We start from the raw sequence: 23271 nt of genomic DNA, 5'->3' as shown, positions 1-23271 counted from the left end.
GCTTTCGCATCTCCTAGCGATAGGGCGGGGTTGTTTCTAAACAGCGAAATGGCTCTAATTTACAACTTCTGAGTTGCAGTTTCCTTACCCCAGCGGCTCGTTCCATTTCTCCAAATATTGCGCTACTGCGCGAAGGAACTGATCTGCGACCGCGCCGTCGATCACGCGATGATCGTAGCCGAGCGAAATATGACAAATCGCGCGGATGGCGATCGAATCGCCGCCGCTGTCGTCGGTCACCACCACCGGCTGCTTCTTGATCGAGCCAATCCCCATGATTGCTACCTGCGGCTGCAGGATGATCGGCAAGCCGAACATCTGACCGAAACTTCCGGGATTGGTAATAGTGAACGTTCCGCCTTGCACCTCTTCCGGCGCGAGTTTCTTCGTTCGGGCGCGATCCGCCAGGTCGAGAATTGAGCGTTGCAATCCCAGGAAATTCTTTTCTTCGGCACTCTTGATGACCGGCACGATTAATCCCCAGTCCAGCGCCACCGCGATCCCGACATTAATGTTGCGGTGATAGCGAATGTTCTCGCCCTCAACCGACGCGTTCACGATAGGAAATTGCCTGAGTGCCTCGACTGCAGCGCGCGCGAAGAACGTGGTGAACGTCAGCCGGGTTCCGTTGCGCTGCTCGAAGGAGCGTTTTTCTTTCTCGCGCACTGCAACGACTCGCGTCATATCCACTTCATAGACGCTGTGGACATGGGCGCTGGTGCGCTTCGATTCCACCATGCGCTGGGCGATGATCTTGCGCATCGCCGACATGGGCACGACTTCACCTGGGAGCGGGGCTGCTGGTGCTGCGGGCTTGCCCGCTGTCGGTGCCGCTGGTGCTGCAGCTGCCGCGGCAGGCCGCTTCTCAATAAATGCCAGGATGTCGTCCTTGGTGATTCGCCCGCCCAGCCCTGTACCCGGGACCTGCGCCAGGTTGATGCCGTGCTCCTTGGCGATCTTGCGTACCAGCGGCGACGAGTGGATACGTTTGCCCTCGACCTCCACTTCCTCTTCCACTTCTGCCGGGGCGGGCGCAGCTGCTGCTGGTGCAGGCGGCGCAGGAGCTGCCGGCTTTGCAGCAGGGGGAGGCGCAGCCGGCGCGACCGCTGCAGCAGGTGCGGACGGGGTGGCCGCCACCCCATCGGTTCCGAGCCTCGCTACCACCGTGTTCACCTGCACGGTTGAACCAGCCGGAAACTTGATATCCTGAAGCACGCCGGCAGCAGGAGATGGAATCTCCGCATCCACTTTGTCGGTGGAGATCTCAAATAGCGGTTCATCGCGCTGCACCTTCTCCCCGGGCTTCTTGAACCACTTGGTGATCGTGCCTTCGAAGATCGACTCGCCCATCTGCGGCATGACCACATCCGTAGTCGCTCCAGTTCCGCCTGACGTCGCCGAGGCTATAGGTGCAGCAATGGGCGCGGGACTCGGAGCCGTGACTACTGGCGCAGCCTGAGTTGCGGCTGGTTTGCTCACCGGAGCGGCTGCGGAAGCAGCCTGCGGTGCGGGAGCGGGCTTCGCCGAAGCCGGAGCGGGTGCAGGCGCGGATGCCGTGGCGCCGGCGCCATCGCCATCGATGACAGCCACGACAGTATTCACCTGAACGGTGGCCCCCTCGTTAACCTTTACCTCTTTGAGCACGCCCGAGGCGGGCGAAGGAATTTCGGCGTCCACTTTGTCGGTGGAGATCTCGAACAGGGGTTCGTCGCGATTGACCTTCTCGCCGGGCTTCTTCAGCCATTTTGTGATGGTGCCTTCGAAAATCGACTCCCCCATCTGGGGCATGACCACATCGGTTGGCATTCTTTCCTCTTCCCTACTAGATGGCGCTCGCGCCCGCAGGCAAAGAAAAATTATATCGTGACGGAAACGGGCAAGAACTGAATCGGCTCGTGTGGGACAGGCGATCCCGACCGTCCTGTTTCGATTCGAAAGGCTTTGCGTTTCCTTACGCTGAAGTGCATTGGGCCAGGAGACCACACACGATGGCCCGGCACGTGAGCGCCTGAGTTCCCTAGTACGCTGCCAGCCTGCGCGCCTCGCGCACCACATCTTCTATTTTGGGCAGGAAGACTTCCTCCAGCGGCGGCGAAAAGGGTACAGGAGTGTCTTGCGCCGCGATGCGGACAGGTGGGCCGTCCAGATCATCGAACGCCTCTTCATTGATGATGGCTTCGATCTCGCCCGCGATTCCGCCGGTGCGGGGATGTTCATGCAGAATGATCACCTTGCTAGTCTTGCGGACAACGTTGGTAATCGCCTCACGATCGAGCGGCAGCAGTGTGCGGAGGTCAAGTACCTCGAGCTCGATGCCTTCCTTGGCGAGCAGATCCGCCGCATCGAGCGCGGTGTAGAGCATAGCAGCATAGGTGATCAGGCCGATCTGCTTCTTGCCTTTGGCCGCGCGCGCCACTCGCGCCTTGCCCAGCGGAACTGTGTAGTCTGCGGGCGGCAACTCCTCTTTGATTCTGCGATAAAGGAACTTGTGCTCGAAGAAGATTACGGGATTGTTGTCGCGAATCGCTGACTTGATCAAGCCCTTGGCGTCACGGACGGTAGCCGGGCAGACGACCTTCAGACCCGGCGTGTTGATGAAGTACATTTCCGGATTCTGCGAGTGAAAAGGACCGCCGTGCACGCCGCCGCCACTGGGTCCGCGCAGCACCACCGGGGCAGGCGCTCCCCAGCGATAATGCGCCTTCGCCAGCATGTTGGTGATCTGGTTGAAGGCGCAGCCGATGAAGTCCATGAATTGAAATTCGGCTACCGGCCGCATGCCAGTCAGGGCTGCGCCAAAAGCTGAGCCCACAATTGCAGATTCGGCGATAGGCGTATCGATCACGCGCTCCGGCCCGAAGTGATCTATGAAACGCTCCGTGACCTTGAAGGCGCCGCCATAGATTCCGATGTCTTCGCCGATGCAAAAGACGGTGGGATCGCGCTCCATTTCTTCCCATAGTCCCTGACGAATAGCTTCGAGATAGGTGGTTTGGGGCATACTTAGCAAATCAACGGCAATCATCGAGCAATCCGATAAGTTGCTTATCCTTGTCCTCAAAATCCGCCATCGGACAGAGGTTTACCGCTAGATGACCGGCGACGCTTATCGTCTCATAATTGGGAGTTGGCATTAACTTCCGTCCTAAGTCACAAACTCCACTCCAGCTACTTCAAATGCACCGCTGCTTCACTTTTCTTGGCCTTGGCGGCCGGCTTCCTGGTTTTATACTGCGGCATCGCATACTTGGGTCTGATATCGTGACACGATGGATCGCAATAGACTCCGCCTGTCGCGGTCTTCGGCTCAGGCATGGGTGAATTGACGGCGTATTCCCGATCGCGTTCCAGTTCCGCTTCAACTTCCACGATCAGTTTTTCATTCTGCTGAGGAGTGAGCCATTTCTTCTCTTTGACTAGGTAATTCTCGAAGCGGGCAATCGGATCGCGCCGGTTCCAGTAGTCGAACAGCTCGCGGGGAACATAGGCTGCCGCATCGTGAATGGCGTGCCCCTTCATGCGCATCATCTTGGCTTCGATCAGCGTGGGGCCTTCGCCGCGGCGAGCCCGCTCGCAGGCTTCGTGGGCTGCGTCATACACCTGGCAGGCATCGGTGCCATCCACGATCACGCCAGGGATACCATAGCCAATAGCGCGTTCCGCCAAGTCGTGACAGAGAAACTGCTCGGCAGTAGGCGTGGAGTATGCCCAGATGTTGTTTTCAACGAACAATACCAGCCCCAGCTTCTGCACGGCGGCAAGATTCAGGCCTTCGTAGGTGACGCCAGTGGACTGTCCGCCGTCGCCGATGTAGGTCATCACAGCGATATTGCGTCCTTGCAGGCGTGCGCCCAGAGCAACTCCCGCTAACACCGGGATCAGATCGCCGAGAGTGGAAATCGGCGAAACAACATTGCGCTTCTGGATGTCGCCAAAGTGCGAAGACGCGTCGCGGCCATGGGTGGGTGATTGCGCCTTCGCCATGTACTGCATCATGATGTCGCGGGCAGAAAAGCCGCGTACCAACAGCGAGCCCTGGTTGCGGATCATCGGCCCCATCCACTCGTCCGGCTTGAGCGCGTACGCCGACGCGCACGAACAAGCCTCCTGTCCGAGGCCGAAGTAGACCCCGCCAACAACTTTTCCCTGTTTGTAGAGGTTTTCCAGGGCGGCTTCCATGCGGCGGTTGAGCAGCATCCAGCGGTAAATCTCCACACACTGCTCGCGGCTCAGGTACTTTGAGTCTCTGATCGGCGGAGGCGGAGCGCTCAGATCGCCGCGCACCTTGTAGCGAACCTGATCGCCGTCGCCGACCTGCTCGATGCAAAAATCGGTCTGCTCCAGGCGGTAATCGAAAATCTCGTACGTGCGCTGACTGGAATTTGGCTGATGATTCGTGGAAGTCTGCCTGGCTGCGGATCCGCTTTTGTGCCGACCTGAGTTGTGGGACCCCGGACTCTTCTTAGAAGCCATCGCTGAAACCGATTGTAACGCGAGGAAAGACCTCTAACCACAGAGGCCACAGAGGGCGAAAAGGTGAAGAGACTGCATTACGTGCTGCTGGATGAACGACTAGGCCCAGTAGGTTTCTTCTTCGCCGCGGATCGTCCGTTCCTCCGCGGGCGGTTTTACCGGCACCCCTATAGTCCGGCCCAGCAACTGATCAATGGTCTCCACCCAAAGTATCTGGCGGTCAAAGACGCGCCCAAAATTGCGCGCCACGGCCTGCGCAACCTCTTCGATTGGGACGTTACGCCGGAGTTCCTTCGCCATCGAGGTCACCGGCTTGGCACGGATGCCGCAGGGAATAATAAGGTTGAAGTAGTCGAGATCGGTGTTGACGTTGAGCGCGAAGCCATGGGACGTCACCGAGCGCGAAATGTGCACGCCGATGGCAGCGATTTTGCCTTCCTGACTCGCCGGATCGGCCTCCGCGTGAATATCCTGACTACCCGCCGAGGCCGCGGCATTGTCGCGAATCTCAATTTGCTGGTCTGTCCACACGCCGGTCAACCCCGGGACGCGCTTCGCAGGGATGCGAAAGTCGAGGCAAGTGCGAATCAGGAGTTCTTCCAGTCGTCGCACGTAGTCCACTGCGCCCAGATATTTGAGAGTGGAAGTGCCGCTTCGGTTGGGATAACCGCGCAAATCAAAAATCGGGTAGCCAACCAACTGCCCCGGCCCGTGAAACGTGACGTCGCCTCCGCGATCGCATTCGAATAGCTCGACTCCGCGGCGATCCAGTTCCTTTCGCGAGAGCAGAACATTTTCCTCACGGGCGTTACGCCCCAGAGTGATCACCGGCTTGTGTTCCAGCAGAAGCAACACATCGGGAATCTGATTATTTTTGCGGAGTTCGATCATTTGCTGCTGCAGCCGAAGGCCCTCAGCATAATCGAGAGTACCGAGTTGGATAACGGAGATCACGAAACGTCGCTAGCCGCAAATTAGCACCGATTACACGGATCAGAAGAAAGTCATTCCGATGAGATTGCCTCGTGGTCCCAAGCCTAATTTCAATCCGTGTTGATGCCTGCAATCCGTGGCGGACTCTTACATATTAATCGACAAGCCCTCCGTGCTCTCCACCGCATCGAGGATGCCTTCGGCGAGCGTCGGATGAGCGTGGATGGTGTACATCAGGTCGTCCACCGTGGCCTCCAGTTCCATGGCAGCGACCGCTTCGGCGATGAGTTCTGTGGCGTTCGGCCCGATGATGTGCACGCCGAGGATCTCGCGATATTTGATGTCTGCGATCACTTTGATGAAGCCTTCGTGAGCCCCAACAATGCTGGCGCGTGAGTTGGCGGTGAAGGGAAACTTTCCCACCATGATCTCAATCCCCTTTTCGCGTGCTTTTGCCTCGGTCAAGCCCACGCTGGCGATTTCGGGGTGGCAATACGTGCAATTAGGAATGGTCAGCGGGTTCAGCGGCTTCGCAGGTTTCCCGGCGATGTGAGCCACCGCAACCATGCCCTCCATGAAGCCGGTGTGCGCCAATTGCGGGAAGCCGGCTACAACATCGCCAGCGGCGTAGATGTTGGGTTCGTCGGTCTGCAACCACTGATTGACTTTGACGAATCCCCGGTCAAGCTGAATCTTGGTCTTCTCCAGCCCCACATTTTCCGTGTTTGGCTTACGCCCGACCGCGATCAGGACTTTCTCGGCTTCGACGCGCTGATTGGTGTCATCCACGGAAAACTCCACCGCCAGACCGTTCTTGGTGCGCTCCACTTTCTTCACCAGTGCGTTGACGTGAAACTCGATCTCACGCTTGCGATAAGCGCGCGCGAGTTCCTTAGAAACCTCCTCGTCCTCCACCGGCACCATGCGCGGCAACATTTCTAAAATCGTGACCTTGGTCCCGAATGAGTTGAAGATCGAGGCGAACTCAACTCCCACCGCCCCCGATCCCACAACAATCAGAGACTTCGGAATTGCCCCCAGCGACAGAATTTCGATGTTGGTGAGGATGCGCTCATCCGCTTTCACTCCCGGCAACAGACGCGCTTCCGAGCCAGTGGCCAAGATAACGTTGCGCGCTTGCAGTTGTTTGCTCTTGCCGTCATCGCCTGTGAGTTCGACCGTCACCACGCCATTCTTAGCCGGACCTGTGAGCTTGCCGAAGCCGCGAATGGTCTCAACCTTATTCTTGCGCATCAGGAACTCGAGCCCCTTAGTGTGCTTGGTGACAATCTTATTCTTGCGATCCTGGATTGCGCCCCAGTTGAGTTTGGGCATCGCGAGGTCGTCGAAGCCGAACTCCTTGGCGTCCTTCAAATGGTCATAGAGCTCGGCATTGAACAGCAGAGCCTTAGTCGGAATGCAGCCGACGTGCAGGCAGGTGCCGCCCAGCTTGGCGTCCTTCTCGATGAGTGCGGTCTTCAAGCCAAACTGGCCGGCACGGATCGCGGCGGTGTATCCTGCCGGACCGCTGCCGATGATTAGAACGTCATAAGTCTGGTTGGGCAAAGTGCGTTCTCCCTGATGAGACTCTCGCGGGTAGTCCAAACGTTGGATTCTACGACAGGGGTTTGGGATTCGCGAGAAGCCGTGAAGTGCGATCAAGTGGCTTGGGGATAGTGCCAAATATAAACCGCAAGATCCTTCGACTCGGACGCGGAACTGTACGCCGCGTCCTCGCTCCGGATGACAATTATTAATTAGATTGTTCTCTGCTCAGGCGTTACCCAGCAGCCGTGCTGCGTCCTTGGCGAAGTAGGTGAGAATGATATTGGCGCCGGCGCGGCGGATGGAGAGCAGAGATTCCATCATCACCCTCTCGCGATCGATCCAGTTGTTGCGCGCGGCTGCTTCGATCATCGCGTATTCGCCCGAGACCTGATAGGCGGCCAGCGGCACCTGGAAGCGCTCGTAGGCTGCGTGAATCACATCGAGGTACGGCATCGCCGGCTTCACCATCACAATGTCAGCGCCTTCTTCCAGATCGAGTTCAATTTCATGCAGCGCCTCTCGCAGGTTGCCGGGATCCATCTGGTATGAGCGGCGATCTCCGAATTGCGGGGCCGAGTCTGCAGCCTCGCGGAAGGGGCCGTAAAATCCGGAAGCAAACTTGGCGGCGTAGGCGAGGATGGGAGTCTGATCAAGGCCCTCCGCATCGAGAGCGGTGCGAATCGCCTGCACCCGGCCATCCATCATGTCCGATGGAGCCACAATATCCATGCCCGCGCGGGCCAGCGACACTGCAGTCTTGGCCAGGATCGCGAGCGTTTCGTCGTTCACGATCTCGTATTCTTCTGTGGTAGCGGGGGTAGCAACGGCGGCGGCGCCCAGCGAGCGCGCAGCGGTGGAATTTGACTTACGCACGATTCCGCAGTGCCCATGCGACATGTACTCGCAGAGGCAGACATCGCCGATCAGCAACACGCTGGGCACTTCGCGTTTGATGGCGCGCGTAGCGCGCTGCACGATACCATCGTCGATCCACGCGCCTGTGGCTTTCTCGTCCTTCTTCTCCGGCAGGCCGAAGAGGATGATCGCGGTGATACCCAGCGACTTTGCTTCCCGCGCCTCTTTCACTGCTTCGTCCACCGACAGGTTGAAAACACCCGGCATGGAGCGGACTTCCTTGCGCACGCCCTCGCCCGGGCAGACGAAAAGGGGATACACAAAAGAATCCGGCGTTAGGCGAGTTTCGCGGACAAAGTTGCGCAGCGCCTCGGTGCGGCGCAGCCGGCGCAGGCGGGTGACAGGAAATTTCATGATAGCTAGATTCTACCCCCGGCGGGTGGACCGGGAGCCCTCAAATTGCGGCGTAGCCGATGGTGTGACCGAGGTCACTGACCGCGGGGCGGCAGCTCCGGGACTGCCCCGGGTTCCCCCGCTGACAACATCCGAGTTAAGCAAAGCGGTCTTTCTGAAGCCCACAAACATCGGTGTACGTGCTTTGTAGCTTCGGTATTGCTGACCGAAGCGCAGTTCCAACTCGCGCTCTTCGTAGAAACGGAGGAAAAAGATCTCGGCGGGCAGCAGGGCAACGACAACCCAAAACAGAAACAGACCAGACCGCAGCCACAGGCTCAGAGAAATAAAGAAACCTGTCAGTGTGACCACCATAGGATTGCGGGAATAGCGATAGGCCCAGTCCGTCGCCAGGCGATGACTCAATACAATTCCGAAAGGCGCTCCCAGACCGCGCCATGCCAGATTCAGGATGGTCCAGGCCACCGCCGCTCCAGTGATGGCCAACAGAATCTTTGCCGGAAGTTGTGGAAACAAGAAGGGCCAGTAGCGCCACTGCTGGGCCGTTTTCAGCGCAGCAATGATGGCCACGCCCATGGGGATCGCCACCCCATAATGGACGAGGGTTGTGCTGAGCTTCACGTCGGCCAGGGTTCGCTTCGGCTTGAGGAACAGACGCCCCGCAAGAGACACGAGAGGCACCAGCGTCAACGGCAGAAACATGGCCAGCAAGCAGGTGCTGGGACTCTTCAAGTTCAGCGACGCCCAACGCCAGGTCAGGAGAGCGATCGGGAAGCCGCCGATTGCGATCAGGCGATTTCTCCAGGCATGTTCCATCCAGGAAAGCTTCTCGCAGATGTACCTGAGCCCTCAAGGACGCGCATCACGCTGCCGTGCCCAACAGCCGTTTGGGCGCCGGGCGAATCGTTTTGATTTGCAGCCAGGCACGCGGCGCTGTGTCAAATGGCACAGACAGGCTGTGAGCTCATGCGGAATGCTTGTCACGATGGGAGACGAGTCCCTTTGCTCAAGCCTTCAGCCTCGTTGCTTCAATTCCTGCGCCGGCAACAGGTCTTTATTGTGATGGGAGTGGTGGTCTATGCCATGATCGTCACACTTCGTATTCCCGTCAGCCTGACCGGATGCCTGATATGTTCGCTGATCTGCGGCAATCTCACGACTTCATTATTGCAGTGGCTAACGGCGGCCTGTTCGCTCCAAAGACTCCCTCACAATTGGCTGGTTTTTACCGGATGTCTGGCTCTGGCTACTCCTATTACTGTAACCATATCTATCTGGGTTGTCGGAAAGATTCTGTTTCCGCCTGACGTTCTAACCTGGAAGAACGTGGGCCCCTGGTGGGAATTCTCTTGTGTCGCCACCATGGTTTTCGGCCTCATCTATTACGCCTACAACGAAAGCAGGCAGCGTCTGGAGCGGCGCAACCGTGAGCTTGCGCAGGCTCTCGACCAAGGCACGGCACGTCTGGAATTTCAGGATCAGGAGCTGCAAAGGGCCCGCGAGATACAGGAGTCGCTGCTGCCCCGCAACATCCCGCAAATCGATGGCTTCGAGATCGCCGGAACATGGCAACCCGCGCGCACCGTGGGCGGCGATTATTTCGACATTCTCAAGTTTGCCGATGACAAGCTCGGCTTCTGTATAGCGGATGTCGTGGGGAAAGGGGTATCGGCTGCGCTCCTCATGGCCAATATTCAAGCGGCAGTCCGTGCGTTTGCCTCGGAATCTGCGAGACCGGCGTGGCTATGTGCACGAATCAACAGCGTGCTCTGCGGCAACATCGCCGACGACAAGTTCGTCACTTTCTTCTACGGTTTGCTCGACGCCAGGAAGCGCACCCTCGTCTACGCAAACGCCGGGCATCTGCCTCCCATTCTCATGCGCGACTCCGGACCTCCGGTTCGACTCACCGAAGGCGGCATGGTGCTTGGAGTATCACCGAGCTCCAGCTACAAAGAAGCCGCACTTTGCCTGCATGCCGATGATCGGTTGTTGCTCTTCACCGACGGCATTACTGAAGCTGCCGATGCGAACCTGGAGGAGTACGGAGATCAGAGAATTCAGTCAGTGGCGGAAGACCACATCGCCGACACCGCTTCCGAGCTTATGGCCAGAGTGATGGCCGACGCGACCCAGTTCTGCCAAGGGCAGTTCGTTGACGATGCGACGATGATCGTTCTTGCGGCGGTCTCAGCGGGTCAGCGTCAGGAGGCCACCGAAATGGCAGCTCCTTCTACCGTGGCTCCATAGCTCAGATTGCAGTCGTCAGCATTTGACCCCGCATTAAGGTGCAGAATAGGATGCCAACGCGCGGGTATTCATCCATGGTCGGCGAAACCGTCTCTCATTACCGGATCCTGCAGCGAATCGGCGGTGGAGGTATGGGGGTGGTTTTTGAAGCCGAGGATCTCAATCTCGGCCGCCACGTGGCGCTGAAGTTTCTTCCGGACCAGCTGTCCTCCGATCCGCAGGCACTAGAGCGATTTCAGCGGGAAGCACGCTCCGCCTCGGCACTCAACCATCCCAACATCTGCACGATTTATGAAATCGGCCAAGACCATGGTCGGTCATTTATTGCGATGGAGCTACTCGAGGGTGTCACCCTCAAGCACAAGGTTGAAGGGCGGCCGCTGGAACTCGATGACCTGCTGACTCTCGCAATCCAAGTCGCAGACGCTCTGGATACAGCACACGCCAAGGGCATCATTCACCGCGACATCAAACCGGGGAACATCTTTGTCACCAGCCGCGGGCAGGCCAAGCTGCTGGATTTTGGTCTCGCGAAGAGAAAAGTTGCGCAAATGGCCACCACCGCGGGTGCCCCCTCGGATGCGACCCTGACCGGCAGCGTCAATGAAGAGCACCTCACCAGCCCGGGCAGCACCGTGGGCACGGTAGCCTACATGTCGCCTGAGCAGGCACGGGGAAAAGAACTGGACAACCGCACCGACTTGTTCTCCTTCGGCGCGGTCCTCTACGAGATGGCCACCGGCACCTTGCCGTTTCGGGGCGAGACTACTGCGGTCATTTTCGAGGCCATCCTGAATCGTCCGCCCATCGCTCCCGTTCGCCTGAATCCGGATTTGCCGCTGCATCTCGAAGACATCATTAATAAGGCGCTGGAGAAGGATCGGGAACTCCGCTACCAGACCGCAGCGGAAATGCGTGCCGACCTGAAGCGGGTGAAGCGGGATACGGATTCCGGGCGCACGGCAGTGGTTTCCGATAGCGCTCTACGAATGTCAGGATACGGTCCGGCAGCAGTCTCGGCGGCAACCACGCCTACGGCTGAGGTTCGGCCGTCCTCTGTTGCACCACCCACCAGCCCGACCTCCGTTGCTACGGCCGTCGCTCCTCCACGTCGCGGATGGAAGGGCCCCGCAGCTGCGCTGGCGGCTATGGTGGTAATCGCGGGTCTGGCCTATGTAGTCTTCCATTCTCGAAGTTCACGCGCTATTAGCGACAAGGATTGGATTCTGGTCACTGATTTCGTCAACACCACGGGGGAGCCGGTTTTTGATGGCACTTTGAAACAGGCACTCATGGTCGACCTCCAGCAGTCACCATTTCTGAATGTGGTGTCGGATCAGAAGATTCGCGAGACTTTGAAATTCATGGGCAAATCGCCGGATGAAAGAGTCACCAGCGATATCGGACGCGAGATCGGACAGCGCCTGGGCGTGAAGGCCATGCTCACTGGCACGGTTGCAAGTCTGGGGAACCAGTACCTGCTCACCCTGGAGGCCGTGAATCCCGCCAATGGTGACTCTCTGGCGCGCCAGCGTGCCCAGGCCAATAGTAAGGAAAAGGTTCTCTCTGCGCTCGATTCTGCTTCTGCCGACTTGCGCCAGGACCTGGGAGAATCGCTGGCCTCGATTCAGAAATTCAACAAGCCGCTGGAGATGGCGACCACCTCTTCCCTGGAGGCTCTAAAGGCATTCTCCCTTGCCGATGCCAAGCACAATTCAGGAGACGAGCTAGGAGCCATTCCGCTCTACCAACGTGCGATTGAGCTTGACCCGAATTTCGCCATGGCCTATGCGCGGCTGGGAGCCGTGGAGAGCAATCTGGGAGAAACCAATCAAGCCGCTGAGTATGAGCACAAGGCGTTTGAGCGCAAAGATCGTGCCAGCGAACGCGAAGCGCTCTACATCACTGCCCACTACTATGCGGACACCGGCCAGCTCGAGAAAGGCCTGCAGGCGTACGAACTTTTCAAGCAGACCTATCCGCACGACCCCGCGCCCTATGCCAATCTTTCCGGTATCTACTGGCGCCTGGGGCAATTTCAGAAAGCGCTCGACAATGCTACGGAGGCGATTCGTGTTGATCCCAATCTGATCTTCGGTTACGCGCAGGCGGCCTCCGCCTACATTGGCCTGAACCGTCTGGATGAAGCCAAAGCGATGGCCGACCAGGCACTGCAGAAATTCCCCAACGCCATTGGCGCACACAGTGTGCGTGCGCAGATTGCCCTGGCTCAAAATGACATGGCAACCTTTGATCGCGAGCAGCAAGCACTGCAGGCGAGTCCGGAGGGTCAGATCGAAGCCCTGGGCAATCAGATCATGCTGGACGTGCGGCATGGACGATTGCAGAACGCTAAGGGATCTACGCTCAAAGCAACTGAGGCGCTGAAGCGCATTGACCTGAAGGAATCGGCAGCCGGTTTCCTGTCCTTTCTTTCTGTCTATCAAGCCTTATATGGCGAGCGCGAAGGAGCCAGGGAGAACGCGGCTGCCTCGTTGGAGCTGGGACGCAATCCGGATATTTATTCGGCGGTGGGCGTCGCATATGCCATGGCCGGGGATGTTCCAAAGTCTCGGGCGGCAATTTCTGAACTTCAGCGCAGCCGGCCAGATGACACCATCGTTCAGGCGGTGACCATACCCACTATCCAGGCCTGGATCGAATTGGAGCAGAATAATCCCAACAAAGCTCTCGAACTGCTAAAGAGCGCCGAGCTTTTCGAGACCGAACTGCCGGCGCAATATACCCGCGCCTACGCTCTCCTGGCCGCCAAACGCGGACCCGATGCAGTGGCAGCCTTTCAGAAAGTAATTTCCCTGACCCGCCTGCGTCCGCTGGAGCCGGCCATCAGCTTTGCGCAACTAGGATTGGCGCGGGCCTACCTGCTTCAGGGAGACGCCGCGAAAGCCCGCATCGCTTACCAGGATGCAATGGCCACCTGGAAGGACGCCGACCCCGGTCTGGCTGCCATAGAGCAAGCAAAAAAAGAGTACGCCAGGCTGCAATAAGCGAAGTACGAAGTGTGATCGGCTGAAGTGTGAACAAGTAGCACTGCAAGATGGTGTCCGCAATGACTCGGAGTCACTTCAGACTTCACCCGATCAGACCTCTTACTTGTCCTACTTGAATTCCACCGTGACGAATCGGGCGTTCTGCTGGGCCTGGTTGGTGATCATAGCTGTCTCTGCAGGCCGCCAGGCAAGCCCGCCAACCTTCTGGCTAAGGTGGGCATCAGCGCGATCCGCGGCTCCATCTCGCAGATCCAGATCGGTAACCGCTACCAACAGATATGGCAGCATTTTCGTGGCGTGCAGCATGGCGCTGGGGCTCAACTGGACGTCGCGGATCCTCACTTCCTCGTTATCAAGCACGACCTCGCTTATCGCGCCATGTCCTAATTCGAGTCCGCGCTCAACCTTCTCTGCAGACATCACCCTCTTTGGTTTGCGCTTGACCTCAATCGCGAAAGTTCTGAAGGGAGTTTCAGCCAGATTCCTGGCAACGTGCTCAAAACCTCCCTTCACGAAGCCCGCCTCGCCATCTTGTAATTTCACGTGCACGGGTGGCTTGCCCAGCACATCATTTACAATTTCCGACGCTCCGAACGTTACATATACGTAGTCGCGGTCGTGGCGGTGCAGCATCGTTTGCGAGTGCGGCGGAAGCTGCACGGAGAATACTCGGGTGTACGCGTTCTCGAACACCACGTGATGGAGGGGCTCTTTATCAACGGGAATCCCCTGTGGCGATGGGGTTTGAGAGGCAGCGGTCGGTAAGATTCCAGCAATTGCTACCGCTAAGACAAAAGCCAGAGTGGCGCCTTTTATCATGTGCGGGATTTTATCCGGATACTCTGGGATGTGGTGCAATCAGGCTGCTATTCCGCGGCCAGTTCGGGCACTGAGGTCGCTGCAGTCGGCGGGGATCCCGGCATCTGAGAAATATCTCTCGCCTCCAGCACAGCCCCGAAACGACGCTCGCGGCGATGGAATTCTGCGACCGCCTTGGCCAACTCTGCCTTGCCAAATTCGGGCCAGAGTACGGAAGTAAAATAGAGCTCGGCGTAGGCGCACTCCCAGAGAAGAAAATCACTCAAGCGAAGCTCACCGCTGGTGCGGATCATCAGGTCAACGTCAGGCGAATCGAGCTCATCATTCATCGCTTGTCGCAGGCAGAGGCCAAAGGCCTGGCGCGACGTTTCGCCGGTTTCAATCATTTTTTGGGCTGCTTGCAGGATGGTATCGCGAGCGGAATAGTCAACGGCAACGCGGAGATGCAGCCTGCTGCCGCCGCGAGTCGCCTGCTCGGTAGCCTCGATCGTGCGCACCAGAGCTCGAGGCAGGCGGTCGCGCCGGCCGATCACGCTGAGACGCACACTCTCATGAATCAGGCGTGTAACCTCGTAGCGCAGATACCGGTGAAATAGCTTCATCAGGGCGGAGACTTCGGATTGCGGACGACTCCAATTGTCAGCGGAAAAAGCAAACAGTGTCAGAGTGCCAATACCGAGGCTGGGCGCGCTCTCAATTGTTCGCCGCACTGCCATGGCACCGGCTCGATGCCCCGCCACTCGCGGCAGTCCGCGGCGTTTCGCCCAGCGCCCATTGCCATCCATGATGATGGCCACATGCAACCCCTCACGTCGGCTTTCCCCGGACTGCAATTCCATTCTTCCTCCTGACTCAGTGGCTCCAAGGGAGCTATGCAAATCACTTTGCTGAGCAAAGCGCGCAATCAAAAAAAATCTTAGTGCTCGCGGGTGGTCCGGATCAACTCTTCCATGTGGTTCAAGTAACCCTCCAGCGCCCGTCTTCCGCTCGTGGTCAAGCGGTACTCGGTCTTTGGCATCCGGCCCTGAAAAAATTTCTCGCATTTCACGTAGTCGGCTTCCTCCAGCTTGCGAGCGTGCACGCTGAGGTTGCCATCAGTGGTGTGCAGCAATTTTTTGAGCTCGTTGAAGCTGAGCGAACTGTTCACCGCCAGCGCGCTGACAATGCCCAGCCGGATGCGTTCGTGAATCAGAGGATCGAGCTCCGGCCAGTGCTGCTCGTGCGCAGCACCATGCGGCCGCGAGTCTCGGCCTGCGGAATTCTCCCGGCGATGCGCACCCTTCGAAGCTGCCGATGATCTACCCACCGTGTCTCCTGGCAATCAGAATTCCGAATATGAGATGCAATCCTCCAAACGCTCCAATCATCCACCAGTTTGCCCATTCCGCGGGAGCCAGCAGCGCACCTGCTCCTGCCAACATGAAGCAGATCCCCATCACGGGAACAATACGGACGGAAAACGCACCGCCACTCATCACGCTGGTGCCGTAAAGCAGCAGCCAGGTGCCAGGAATCTGCGGCCGCGCGCCTGCCCGGTACAGAACTGCCGTCAGCAGAGCTCCTACCAACATCGGCGGCATGAAGCTGAGAGCAAACCTTCGCCCCGGCCCGGAGAAAAGAGGAACACCAGCTCCGCGGGCCTTGCGTCGCATCGTCCAAATGGCCAGCGTCAGGCCGATCACCGCCTCAATCAACCAGACCTGCATCCACTTCAGGAAGTCCGGCTGGAAGTGCGCAATGGCCCCCGCCGCCAGCGCACTCATGCCCATGCCTACCATCCCCCATCCGGGAACGGCGGTGAAACGGGCTGAGTTTTCCATGGTTCTGCGAATAAAACGCAGGTCCTCGGCGAGACTGCTGGAGGGCATAGCGTCCGGCGGCACTTGGCGCAGGCGGCAGCGGCGGGCACGAGGCATAAGGGGAGGAGAATACTACTAGTCCATTTTTTCGTCAAGTACTTTGTAGTACAAAGTCAGCGCACCTCATAGTCCCACCTTCGGGTCTGAGATGTTGGTTTTGCCAGTTAATCGATGGGCGGTTAAAAGCTATCCAGCTCTCTCAATGAACCGACGGAGTTAACGTCAGTTTTCCCAGGGGCTCTGGACGGCGCGGCTGAAGCCGCGCCTTTTCAAAACCGATTTATGAGATAGCTGCTGATTGCTGCCTGCCGACTTTCGCTATCGCCGCTGCCGCTTGGCTTCCTGCAGCAGATCGTTGAGGGCGGGATCGGTCTTGCCATCTTTGGCATTCCGCTGCAGCATCTCCAGCGCCCGCTGCAGCAGCGCCTGATTGGCCTGATATTGCCGGCTGTTTTCCAGGGCGATTGCCGCCAGGCTGGCGAGCGAAGTCACCAGTTCCTGCTGGCGTAACGAGTAAGGAACCACCTGGGCTGCGACCGCGGCCACCGAGTTCAGCTTCGCGTCAGCGCTGCGTTTGGCATTCATCAACTGCAACACGCCGATGATTTCGCCCTTGAGATTGCGCATGGGCACTGCCAGGATTGACTTCGTGCGGTATCCGCTGTCTTCATCCAGTTGGCGCTCGATCTTGTAGGGCACGCCTTCCGGCAGATGGTAGGCATCGTCGAGATCCACGCTGTCGCCGGTTCGTGCCACATAGCCGGCAATGGATTCTTCACTGACCTCCAGCACCGCTTCTTCGAAGGGAACGGTCACACTGTCATTCTGGGCGAGGTTCCAGCGCAAATTCCTGCGCGCGCCCTCTCGTTGCAAGCCCCCGGTGCGAGCCCGGTTGGTGGTGCGGTGTCCGGAGGGGCGCGTTTTTGATTCCTCCGGCGTCTCCTCTACCAAGTACAGCCACCCCGCGTCGCTGCGCGTGATCTCGCGCGACTTCTGCAGGATCATCGCCAACAGCTTCTCCGGATCATGTTCCGCCGCCAAAGACGCGCCGATCAGGTTCAGTTCGTTGATTTCGCGAGTAGCTCCGGCGAGTTTCTCATTCACGTCCCGGCGGGTCGCCAGCAGATGAATGTGATCGAGCGCATTGTCGATCATGCGATCGACCAGTGTCGGCGGCGTGTTCTGCGGGAGATAACCGTAAACTACGCCGTCCAGTCGCGGATCCTTGAAGCGAGTATCGGAAAGCGCGATTACGCGGATGTTGGGAGCGCGCAGCAGGGTTTCATGCTCGGCAATCGACTTCTCGGAAGACGTGATGACAATGGATTCCGACTCGCGGCCCTTCTCCAGGTCTTCGAATGTGAGCCGCAGATAATGTTGCATTCCAGTCAGCGCGCGGCGCGCGATTTCGTCACCGCGGAAAAACACTACCGCGGGAAGCCGGCGGAAACTGTGGGGCATGCCTGGTTTGACGAGTGGCGTCTTGGCGGCGGTGCTCATACGTCCGAGTCGTGCCGGCCCGGGGAGAGGCCGCGTGCGCGGGACTGATTACTATAGCCTACGAGGGCAGCCGAGACAACGCGGTGATCGGTGAACATCAAATGGATGGCGGCAGACCTGTAGGGCATTTGGGATCCGGAATAATTTTCGTGGCTGATCAGGAGAAATTCTAAGCACGGCACAACGTGCTCATGTGCTCGACTCCCCGGGTGCAATCTTGCCTCGCGGCCTGCGTAGCCAGCTCATCGAAAGATACGCTCCCACCCATGATCCCGCAGCTGCGAACACCACGTACGCCCAGTTGCGTGTGTAGCTGATAACCGCGAAAGCCGACAGCAGGTACCAAACGCTGCTCCAGGTGGCAGCAGGCACGCGTCGCTGCGACGATACTGCTGCATTGAACATGACGTAGACTGCATCCGTCGCAGCCGTGGACAAAAACACGCCAATTGCCAGCCGTGGATCGATATGCCACACAGTCTTCACCTCATTCTTCGCAAGAGTCGCAACAATGAATTCCGCAGAGAGAACGCAGACTCAGATCGTAGCGCAGCGATAGGGGTTGAAGAACTAGAAGGTCGGGCTCTCCCAGGTGCGGTTCGCCAGGATCTGGCGTACCTGCAACTCGTATGGCTGGCCTGGGGACCAGTTGCCCGAGTAGTGCGCGCCTACGCAGGTCCAGAACACGAAGCTCCATCCGTGCTGTGCCGCGATCTGATCCACTGTCTGGCCGTGGTAGAGCCAGTCGCCGCCGTCATAGAAGTCGCCGTCGTAGCACGAGCGGATATGCGCCCCGTACCAGTCAACGTTAAGAGCTGTTGATTGCGTGGTGTGCGGATAACCGCCGTGAATCAGCGCGCCCGAGCAGTCTTCATTTTTGATTTGCAGAAGGCCATAGGAGCCCTCGCCCACCGGGCCGCACACGTCACCGATGGTGCTCATGTGCCAGTACGACTCCTGCACCGCTGCGGCGCGGATGGTGTCCTCGTCGATGCCCCACTTGCAGGCGGCCCACTGGATGATCTCCGTCGTCGTGCCGGTGAAATTCCCGGTGACCTGATCGCGCTTGTCCCGCCAGTGGGTCCAATAGTTCTCGACTGACCAGTTGTGCGGCGGAGAAACCGCGGTGTGATTCGCCTGAAAGTTGTCCGGCCGGGATTCCCGTGAATTCGGGACGACGGCTGATGCGCAATAAGCATCCGAGCGCGGCAGATAAGTAGCGTGCGCGGGTTCGGTTGAGAAATAGCCATTTGACGGAGGCGGGTTCGAGCCGGGTGGGGTTGAACCCGAAGGTGGCGGAGCGACCTGGCCGCCGCAGTCGAGCAGCGTGACCAACAATGGCAGCGCGCACGAAGGCAAGAGCCATCGCCTTATAGCAGTAGTCAACTGCAGCAGCGTGCACTGAACAAATTCTGTGACTGGCATGAGCCCCAGTTGCGCTGGTGTAATCCGTCAGCCACCGCGCAAGTCTGGCCGAATAGCGTATTCCAACCAGCGGCCAAGACAAGGTTCCGGAAGGACAGGGCGGTTTTCCGCACGGACGAAGTTACTGGGAACGGCGAGGGCTAATGGAATCATAGTTGAGGACTACCTTCGATAGATGCTTTACGACCCGAAGTCCGGTGATTGCTGGTATTCTCTCCCGAAAGAACTCGGAGCTCACCACGGTACGACGCCTATTGCACTTCCTAATCGTTTTGTTCGTCGCGCTGTATGCCTCGTTGATTGTGTTGGCGTTCCTGTCGGACCGAATCATTTTCCAGCCGCACCCGTCTAGCTATCGTGATGGAAGCTTCCCCGAACGCCTGCAGGTAATCAAGCTTCGATCCAAAGAGCCTGCTGACGCGAGAATCATCTCCGCAATTTACCTACCCAATCCGGCTGCCCACTATACCCTCTTTCTCGCATGGCAATGCTGAGGACATTGGGGACGATTTGCCAATTCTGAATTTGTGCCGGGATGCGGGTTTCTCGGTGTTCGCCTACGACTATCAGGGCTACGGCACGAGCGAAGGAAGGCCATCAGAGAGGGCCATGTATGCGGATGTAACTGCGGCATACGAATACTTGACCGAACAACTGAAAACTCCACCACAACAGATCATCTCAATGGGCCGCTCGCTGGGTTGCGCAGCCGCGATTGACTTAGCTGCGCGACGCCCAGTTGCAGCGCTCGTAATCGAGTCGCCTTTCCTTAGCGCCTTTCGAGTTTTGACCCGAGTGCAACTACTTCCTTGGGACCGGTTCCGCAATGCGGACAAGATCCGCCAGATTCACGTCCCAGTGCTAGTGATTCATGGTCGAGCAGACCGCGTAGTACCTTTTTGGCAAGGACAGTCCCTATTCACACTTGCCAACGAACCTAAACATGCTCTTTGGCTCGATTCCGCCGGGCACAACGACGCTATGATCATAGCGCCCAAGAAGTACCTCGAGACCCTCCGAATCTTCGCTAATTCTTTGGCTAATTCCGCACGGCAGTGAATTCACTACGCTCTACTTGACCTTAGTGGACTTACCCTCCATCACTGTTGTCCAGGTGTTGCCGTCCTGCGACATGTCGTACTTGAAGCTGTACTCTTTGGCAGAGATTTCTTTGATGGTAAAGCGTCCTTTCATTGGCATGCTGGCGCTGGGTTCCGAGTTCCATACCCAGGTGTCGCCATTAACCGTGCCGGTCGAGCGTTCCTGCATTCCCAAATTGTCGATCGAGTAGTAGGTGTAAATCTTCTTGGCGGGGTCGTATCCCATCAGAGCCAGACTGTGCATGGTACCCATTCCCGGCATGGTCCCATCGGATTTCAGAGTGAGAAAAAAATCGCCGGGGAACATTTCATTCACGTCCGTGGTGCTGGCTTTGCCGCCGGGCCCCATAGGGCTGGGCTTCATATCGAGGTCACTTTTCCACGTGCCAGCAAAATATTGAAGCCGCTTGTGCTCGGGAGTGAGTTGGGGCATGGGTGGTCCCTGGGCGATGGACAAACCAGCAAAGACAAGAATCAGCAGAGAGGCAGTGGCGATTTTTGTCATGATTTTTCCTCGAAGAATGGATTCAGGTCGGAAAGAGAATTTAGCTCAAGACGATGAACTGCACAACCCGTAGGTCCTATCCCACAGTTTGCAACTCCGTTTCGGGCCAGATCGCTGAAAGTCGCTCATTTGCGCTGACGCACGCCTCTCTCGAGAATGCTGGTATGAACTGAACACACATCTCCGCGTGATTTCCATCACTGAAGCGAGCAAGCTCCGGGTGTAGCGTTCGTTCGACGGGACTCTCATGAACTATCGGGGAGGTGTCCCATGGCGGCCCCGCATCTGGCTCCTCTCATCTTCCTGCCAACGGTAAAGATCAAGAATATTTTGTTCGCCACCGATTTTTCGCCGTGCTCGGAGACGGCTCTGCGGATAGCTACTGCCGTGGCTCGCGTGCATGCCTCCAACCTGCTGGTGGCGCACGTCGTTCCGCCCGGACCGTTGCTGGGTACCTCGCTGGACCCGGTAACCTGGGATCACCAGAATCAGGCGGAGGAAGCCGAGGAGCGCATCAGGCAGATTGCCATTTCGCTTATCGACATTCCCCATCGCACCGAACTGAAGATGGGCAATCTCTGGCCGGTGATCTATTCCCTGATCGCCAAGTACGACATCGATCTGGTCATTGTGGGCACTCATGGACGCTCGGGCTTCAGCAAACTCTTCCTGGGTTCCAACGCGGAGGAGATCTATCGGCAGGCGCCCTGTCCGGTGATGACGGTTGGCCCAGAGGTCGACCCTGAACTGCTGGATCGCGGGCGCTTCAGCTCGATCCTTTTTGCCGGCGATTTCGCTGGCGGCTCCGAACATGCATTTCCTCTGGCCCTGGCACTGGCAGAGGAGAACCAGGCGCTCCTAACGATGCTGCACACCGTCGAAGAGGGAACCATGGCGGCGCTCTACCTGCATCAGCGCCTGGTCAGAGAATCGAAGTCACGATTGGAGAAGCTGATTCCTACCGATCACAAGCTGCAGCATCCGCCGGAGATCGTTATCCGCGTGGGATACGCGGCAGAAGAAATCGTAAACGTTGCCAGGTCGCGCGACTGCGACCTTATCGTGATGGGTGTGCACCCGGCCGGTCCGACGGCAGCCAAGGCATCGGCACACCTGCCCTGGACCATCGCCAACACAGTAATTCGTAATGGTCATTGCCCGGTGATAACCGTACGAGGTTAGCCACTAGGCCCATATATAGGCATCAGCCCGCGTGCATTGGTCGAATCGCGCCTTGAGGGCAGCCGTGCGAGCCGCTACCAAGCTAGGCTCCGGCATTTCGCCCTGAGCGTAAGCGCGATAAGCGCGGGCTCGGGAGCGCGGTACCGTGGAACTGCGGGCGCTTCGGAGGAGCGCGGCAGGCTACGGGATCGCGCTCCCTTTGTTCAAGTTGAGGCGGGCGTCCCCGCCGACGAAATTCAAGGCTGGCGGATCAGAGCTGTTGATGGACCGGATTCCCGATGCTGCTAGCATCACCGATAGCTCAAATGGATTTCTTGGATAAATGCCTTGCCGGGATCGGGATAGGGTGTTATAAAAATACAGCGGCCGAGGTAAGGCTGCCGCAGTGGTTGTAGGTTGGCTGAGTCGGAATTTTTGCAACCGAGCTCAGCCGATGTCATCGAATGGTTTAAGCCACTAAGCGAATCCCGCTCCGGCCACGGAGCGACTATTCGGGAACGAAGTTCTCGAAGGGTTAGGCGGTCCTGGTAATCGCAAACCTATAAAGAGTTCTTTAAAGCTGTAAATGGCCTCTTGCGGCTGTGGCGTCTTCGGTCGCCGCTGCCAGCCGCAGGAGCATCTTGTCGCGCTGCCTTTCAGGGCGGTGCTCCCCGGCTCCAGAACGGTGGAAAAGCTGTGAAAACTCTGTGAGGAACAGGGTTGGAGCGCGGGTTGACAGCACGCGTGGCGCACGATAAGGTCGGAAGGTTTCGAGGACAGGCGGAAAGCTGCTAGCTGACTGCTGCCTTCGACTGAACGTCCCGCTCAGGCGGATCGGCGATTCGGTCTTTGACAAATTGGGTTGAACGTGCCAGTCGCATTGTGATGGTGCTCGGGTTCAAGTTCGAGCGACTCACAGTATTTACCCGTAATCCTGTCTTCGGATGGGATTACCAATAAATCAGGTTTCAAACGAGAGTTTGATCCTGGCTCAGAATCAACGCTGGCGGCGTGCCTAACACATGCAAGTCGAACGAGAAAGCGGGGGCAACTCCGCGAGTAAAGTGGCGAACGGGTGAGTAACACGTGACTAACCTGCCCTCGAGTGGGGGATAACCTCGGGAAACCGGGGCTAATACCGCATAACATCTTTGGGTGAAATTCCCGGAGATCAAGTGCGCAAGCAGCTTGGGGAGGGGGTCGCGGCTGATTAGCTAGTTGGTGAGGTAATGGCTCACCAAGGCAATGATCAGTAGCCGGCCTGAGAGGGCGCACGGCCACACTGGAACTGAAACACGGTCCAGACTCCTACGGGAGGCAGCAGTGGGGAATTTTGCGCAATGGGGGAAACCCTGACGCAGCAACGCCGCGTGGAGGATGAAGTCCCTTGGGACGTAAACTCCTTTCGACCGGGACGA

At 58.1% G+C, this 23271-nt stretch carries 19 protein-coding genes and 1 rRNA gene; 5 read left to right on the top strand and 15 right to left on the bottom strand.

Features of this window, described 5'->3' with window-relative positions:
• Window positions 1-84: 84 nt before the first annotated feature.
• From sucB to VEG30_01065, 7 genes are all read right to left on the bottom strand, one after another.
• Window positions 85-1806 (bottom strand): 2-oxoglutarate dehydrogenase, E2 component, dihydrolipoamide succinyltransferase, encoded by a 1722-nt coding sequence (sucB, locus tag VEG30_01095; protein ID HXZ78494.1) that lies wholly within the window; start codon window positions 1804-1806, stop codon window positions 85-87.
• Window positions 1807-2017: 211 nt separating this feature from the next.
• The gene (locus VEG30_01090; protein HXZ78493.1) at window positions 2018-3025 is read right to left on the bottom strand and encodes an alpha-ketoacid dehydrogenase subunit beta; all 1008 of its coding nucleotides are present in this window, start codon (window positions 3023-3025) and stop codon (window positions 2018-2020) included.
• Window positions 3026-3168: 143 nt separating this feature from the next.
• Entirely contained in the window at window positions 3169-4473 is a 1305-nt protein-coding gene (locus VEG30_01085; protein ID HXZ78492.1) for a thiamine pyrophosphate-dependent dehydrogenase E1 component subunit alpha, read from the bottom strand.
• A gap of 99 nt (window positions 4474-4572) precedes the next feature.
• Complete coding sequence (gene lipB, locus VEG30_01080) at window positions 4573-5427, bottom strand: lipoyl(octanoyl) transferase LipB (protein ID HXZ78491.1); 855 nt, start codon at window positions 5425-5427, stop codon at window positions 4573-4575.
• Window positions 5428-5553: 126 nt separating this feature from the next.
• Window positions 5554-6972: a dihydrolipoyl dehydrogenase gene (gene lpdA / locus VEG30_01075; GenBank protein HXZ78490.1), complete on the bottom strand. Its 1419-nt coding sequence runs from the start codon at window positions 6970-6972 to the stop codon at window positions 5554-5556.
• A gap of 207 nt (window positions 6973-7179) precedes the next feature.
• Entirely contained in the window at window positions 7180-8223 is a 1044-nt protein-coding gene (gene hemB, locus VEG30_01070; GenBank protein ID HXZ78489.1) for a porphobilinogen synthase, read from the bottom strand.
• 12 nt (window positions 8224-8235) lie between these two features.
• Window positions 8236-9039 (bottom strand): methyltransferase, encoded by an 804-nt coding sequence (locus VEG30_01065; protein HXZ78488.1) that lies wholly within the window; start codon window positions 9037-9039, stop codon window positions 8236-8238.
• 186 nt (window positions 9040-9225) lie between these two features.
• Between VEG30_01065 and VEG30_01060 the strand changes: the two genes are divergently transcribed.
• Window positions 9226-10473, top strand: a complete 1248-nt coding sequence (locus tag VEG30_01060; protein ID HXZ78487.1) for a PP2C family protein-serine/threonine phosphatase — start codon at window positions 9226-9228, stop codon at window positions 10471-10473.
• Window positions 10474-10523: 50 nt separating this feature from the next.
• Entirely contained in the window at window positions 10524-13481 is a 2958-nt protein-coding gene (locus VEG30_01055) for a protein kinase (GenBank protein HXZ78486.1), read from the top strand.
• Between the two features lie 111 nt (window positions 13482-13592).
• Here the strand turns inward: VEG30_01055 and VEG30_01050 are convergent, their stop codons facing one another.
• The 7 genes from VEG30_01050 to VEG30_01020 all read right to left on the bottom strand — a co-directional run bounded on the left by VEG30_01050 (window position 13593) and on the right by VEG30_01020 (window position 19021).
• A complete protein-coding gene (locus VEG30_01050; GenBank protein HXZ78485.1) occupies window positions 13593-14303 on the bottom strand; it encodes a hypothetical protein in 711 nt (236 codons plus the stop codon).
• A 47-nt stretch (window positions 14304-14350) separates the two neighbouring features.
• Entirely contained in the window at window positions 14351-15142 is a 792-nt protein-coding gene (locus VEG30_01045; GenBank protein HXZ78484.1) for a di-trans,poly-cis-decaprenylcistransferase, read from the bottom strand.
• Window positions 15143-15219: 77 nt separating this feature from the next.
• Window positions 15220-15609: a transcriptional regulator gene (locus VEG30_01040; GenBank protein HXZ78483.1), complete on the bottom strand. Its 390-nt coding sequence runs from the start codon at window positions 15607-15609 to the stop codon at window positions 15220-15222.
• Window positions 15602-16219 carry a hypothetical protein gene (locus tag VEG30_01035; protein ID HXZ78482.1) on the bottom strand — a complete coding sequence of 206 codons (618 nt, stop codon included), beginning with the start codon at window positions 16217-16219 and terminating at the stop codon, window positions 15602-15604. The genes VEG30_01040 and VEG30_01035 overlap by 8 nt, the downstream gene beginning before the upstream one ends.
• A 261-nt stretch (window positions 16220-16480) precedes the next feature.
• Window positions 16481-17662, bottom strand: coding sequence for a GAF domain-containing protein (locus VEG30_01030; GenBank protein ID HXZ78481.1), 1182 nt, complete (start codon window positions 17660-17662; stop codon window positions 16481-16483).
• Window positions 17663-17851: 189 nt separating this feature from the next.
• The gene (locus VEG30_01025; protein ID HXZ78480.1) at window positions 17852-18148 is read right to left on the bottom strand and encodes a hypothetical protein; all 297 of its coding nucleotides are present in this window, start codon (window positions 18146-18148) and stop codon (window positions 17852-17854) included.
• Window positions 18149-18232: 84 nt separating this feature from the next.
• Complete coding sequence (locus VEG30_01020; protein HXZ78479.1) at window positions 18233-19021, bottom strand: hypothetical protein; 789 nt, start codon at window positions 19019-19021, stop codon at window positions 18233-18235.
• Window positions 19022-19498: 477 nt separating this feature from the next.
• On the opposite strand from VEG30_01020, the gene VEG30_01015 reads away from it, so the two are divergent.
• Window positions 19499-20146: an alpha/beta hydrolase gene (locus tag VEG30_01015; GenBank protein ID HXZ78478.1), complete on the top strand. Its 648-nt coding sequence runs from the start codon at window positions 19499-19501 to the stop codon at window positions 20144-20146.
• A gap of 12 nt (window positions 20147-20158) precedes the next feature.
• Here VEG30_01015 and VEG30_01010 read toward each other — a convergent pair whose 3' ends face one another.
• Window positions 20159-20692, bottom strand: a complete 534-nt coding sequence (locus VEG30_01010; GenBank protein ID HXZ78477.1) for a DUF1579 family protein — start codon at window positions 20690-20692, stop codon at window positions 20159-20161.
• A 270-nt stretch (window positions 20693-20962) separates the two neighbouring features.
• On the opposite strand from VEG30_01010, the gene VEG30_01005 reads away from it, so the two are divergent.
• Both VEG30_01005 and VEG30_01000 read left to right on the top strand, forming a co-directional pair.
• Window positions 20963-21874: a universal stress protein gene (locus VEG30_01005; GenBank protein ID HXZ78476.1), complete on the top strand. Its 912-nt coding sequence runs from the start codon at window positions 20963-20965 to the stop codon at window positions 21872-21874.
• Between the two features lie 947 nt (window positions 21875-22821).
• A 16S ribosomal RNA gene (locus VEG30_01000) occupies window positions 22822-23271 on the top strand; the annotation flags it as partial.

The organism is Terriglobales bacterium (genome assembly GCA_035624455.1).
Lineage (GTDB): Bacteria > Acidobacteriota > Terriglobia > Terriglobales > Acidobacteriaceae > DASPRM01.
Note: the sequence above shows the minus strand (reverse complement) of the source record. Positions and strands in the feature narration are given on the sequence as shown.

Bases quoted from the DNA above. Each gene is read 5' to 3' on its own strand.
- sucB (HXZ78494.1), bottom strand. From the start codon at position 1,806: ATGCCAACCGATGTGGTCATGCCCCAGATGGGGGAGTCGATTTTCGAA.
- VEG30_01090 (HXZ78493.1), bottom strand. From the start codon at position 3,025: ATGATTGCCGTTGATTTGCTAAGTATGCCCCAAACCACCTATCTCGAA.
- VEG30_01085 (HXZ78492.1), bottom strand. From the start codon at position 4,473: ATGGCTTCTAAGAAGAGTCCGGGGTCCCACAACTCAGGTCGGCACAAA.
- hemB (HXZ78489.1), bottom strand. From the start codon at position 8,223: ATGAAATTTCCTGTCACCCGCCTGCGCCGGCTGCGCCGCACCGAGGCG.
- VEG30_01065 (HXZ78488.1), bottom strand. From the start codon at position 9,039: ATGGAACATGCCTGGAGAAATCGCCTGATCGCAATCGGCGGCTTCCCG.
- VEG30_01055 (HXZ78486.1), top strand. From the start codon at position 10,524: ATGCCAACGCGCGGGTATTCATCCATGGTCGGCGAAACCGTCTCTCAT.
- VEG30_01050 (HXZ78485.1), bottom strand. From the start codon at position 14,303: ATGATAAAAGGCGCCACTCTGGCTTTTGTCTTAGCGGTAGCAATTGCT.
- VEG30_01045 (HXZ78484.1), bottom strand. From the start codon at position 15,142: ATGGAATTGCAGTCCGGGGAAAGCCGACGTGAGGGGTTGCATGTGGCC.
- VEG30_01035 (HXZ78482.1), bottom strand. From the start codon at position 16,219: ATGCCTCGTGCCCGCCGCTGCCGCCTGCGCCAAGTGCCGCCGGACGCT.
- VEG30_01030 (HXZ78481.1), bottom strand. From the start codon at position 17,662: ATGAGCACCGCCGCCAAGACGCCACTCGTCAAACCAGGCATGCCCCAC.
- VEG30_01010 (HXZ78477.1), bottom strand. From the start codon at position 20,692: ATGACAAAAATCGCCACTGCCTCTCTGCTGATTCTTGTCTTTGCTGGT.
- VEG30_01005 (HXZ78476.1), top strand. From the start codon at position 20,963: ATGGCGGCCCCGCATCTGGCTCCTCTCATCTTCCTGCCAACGGTAAAG.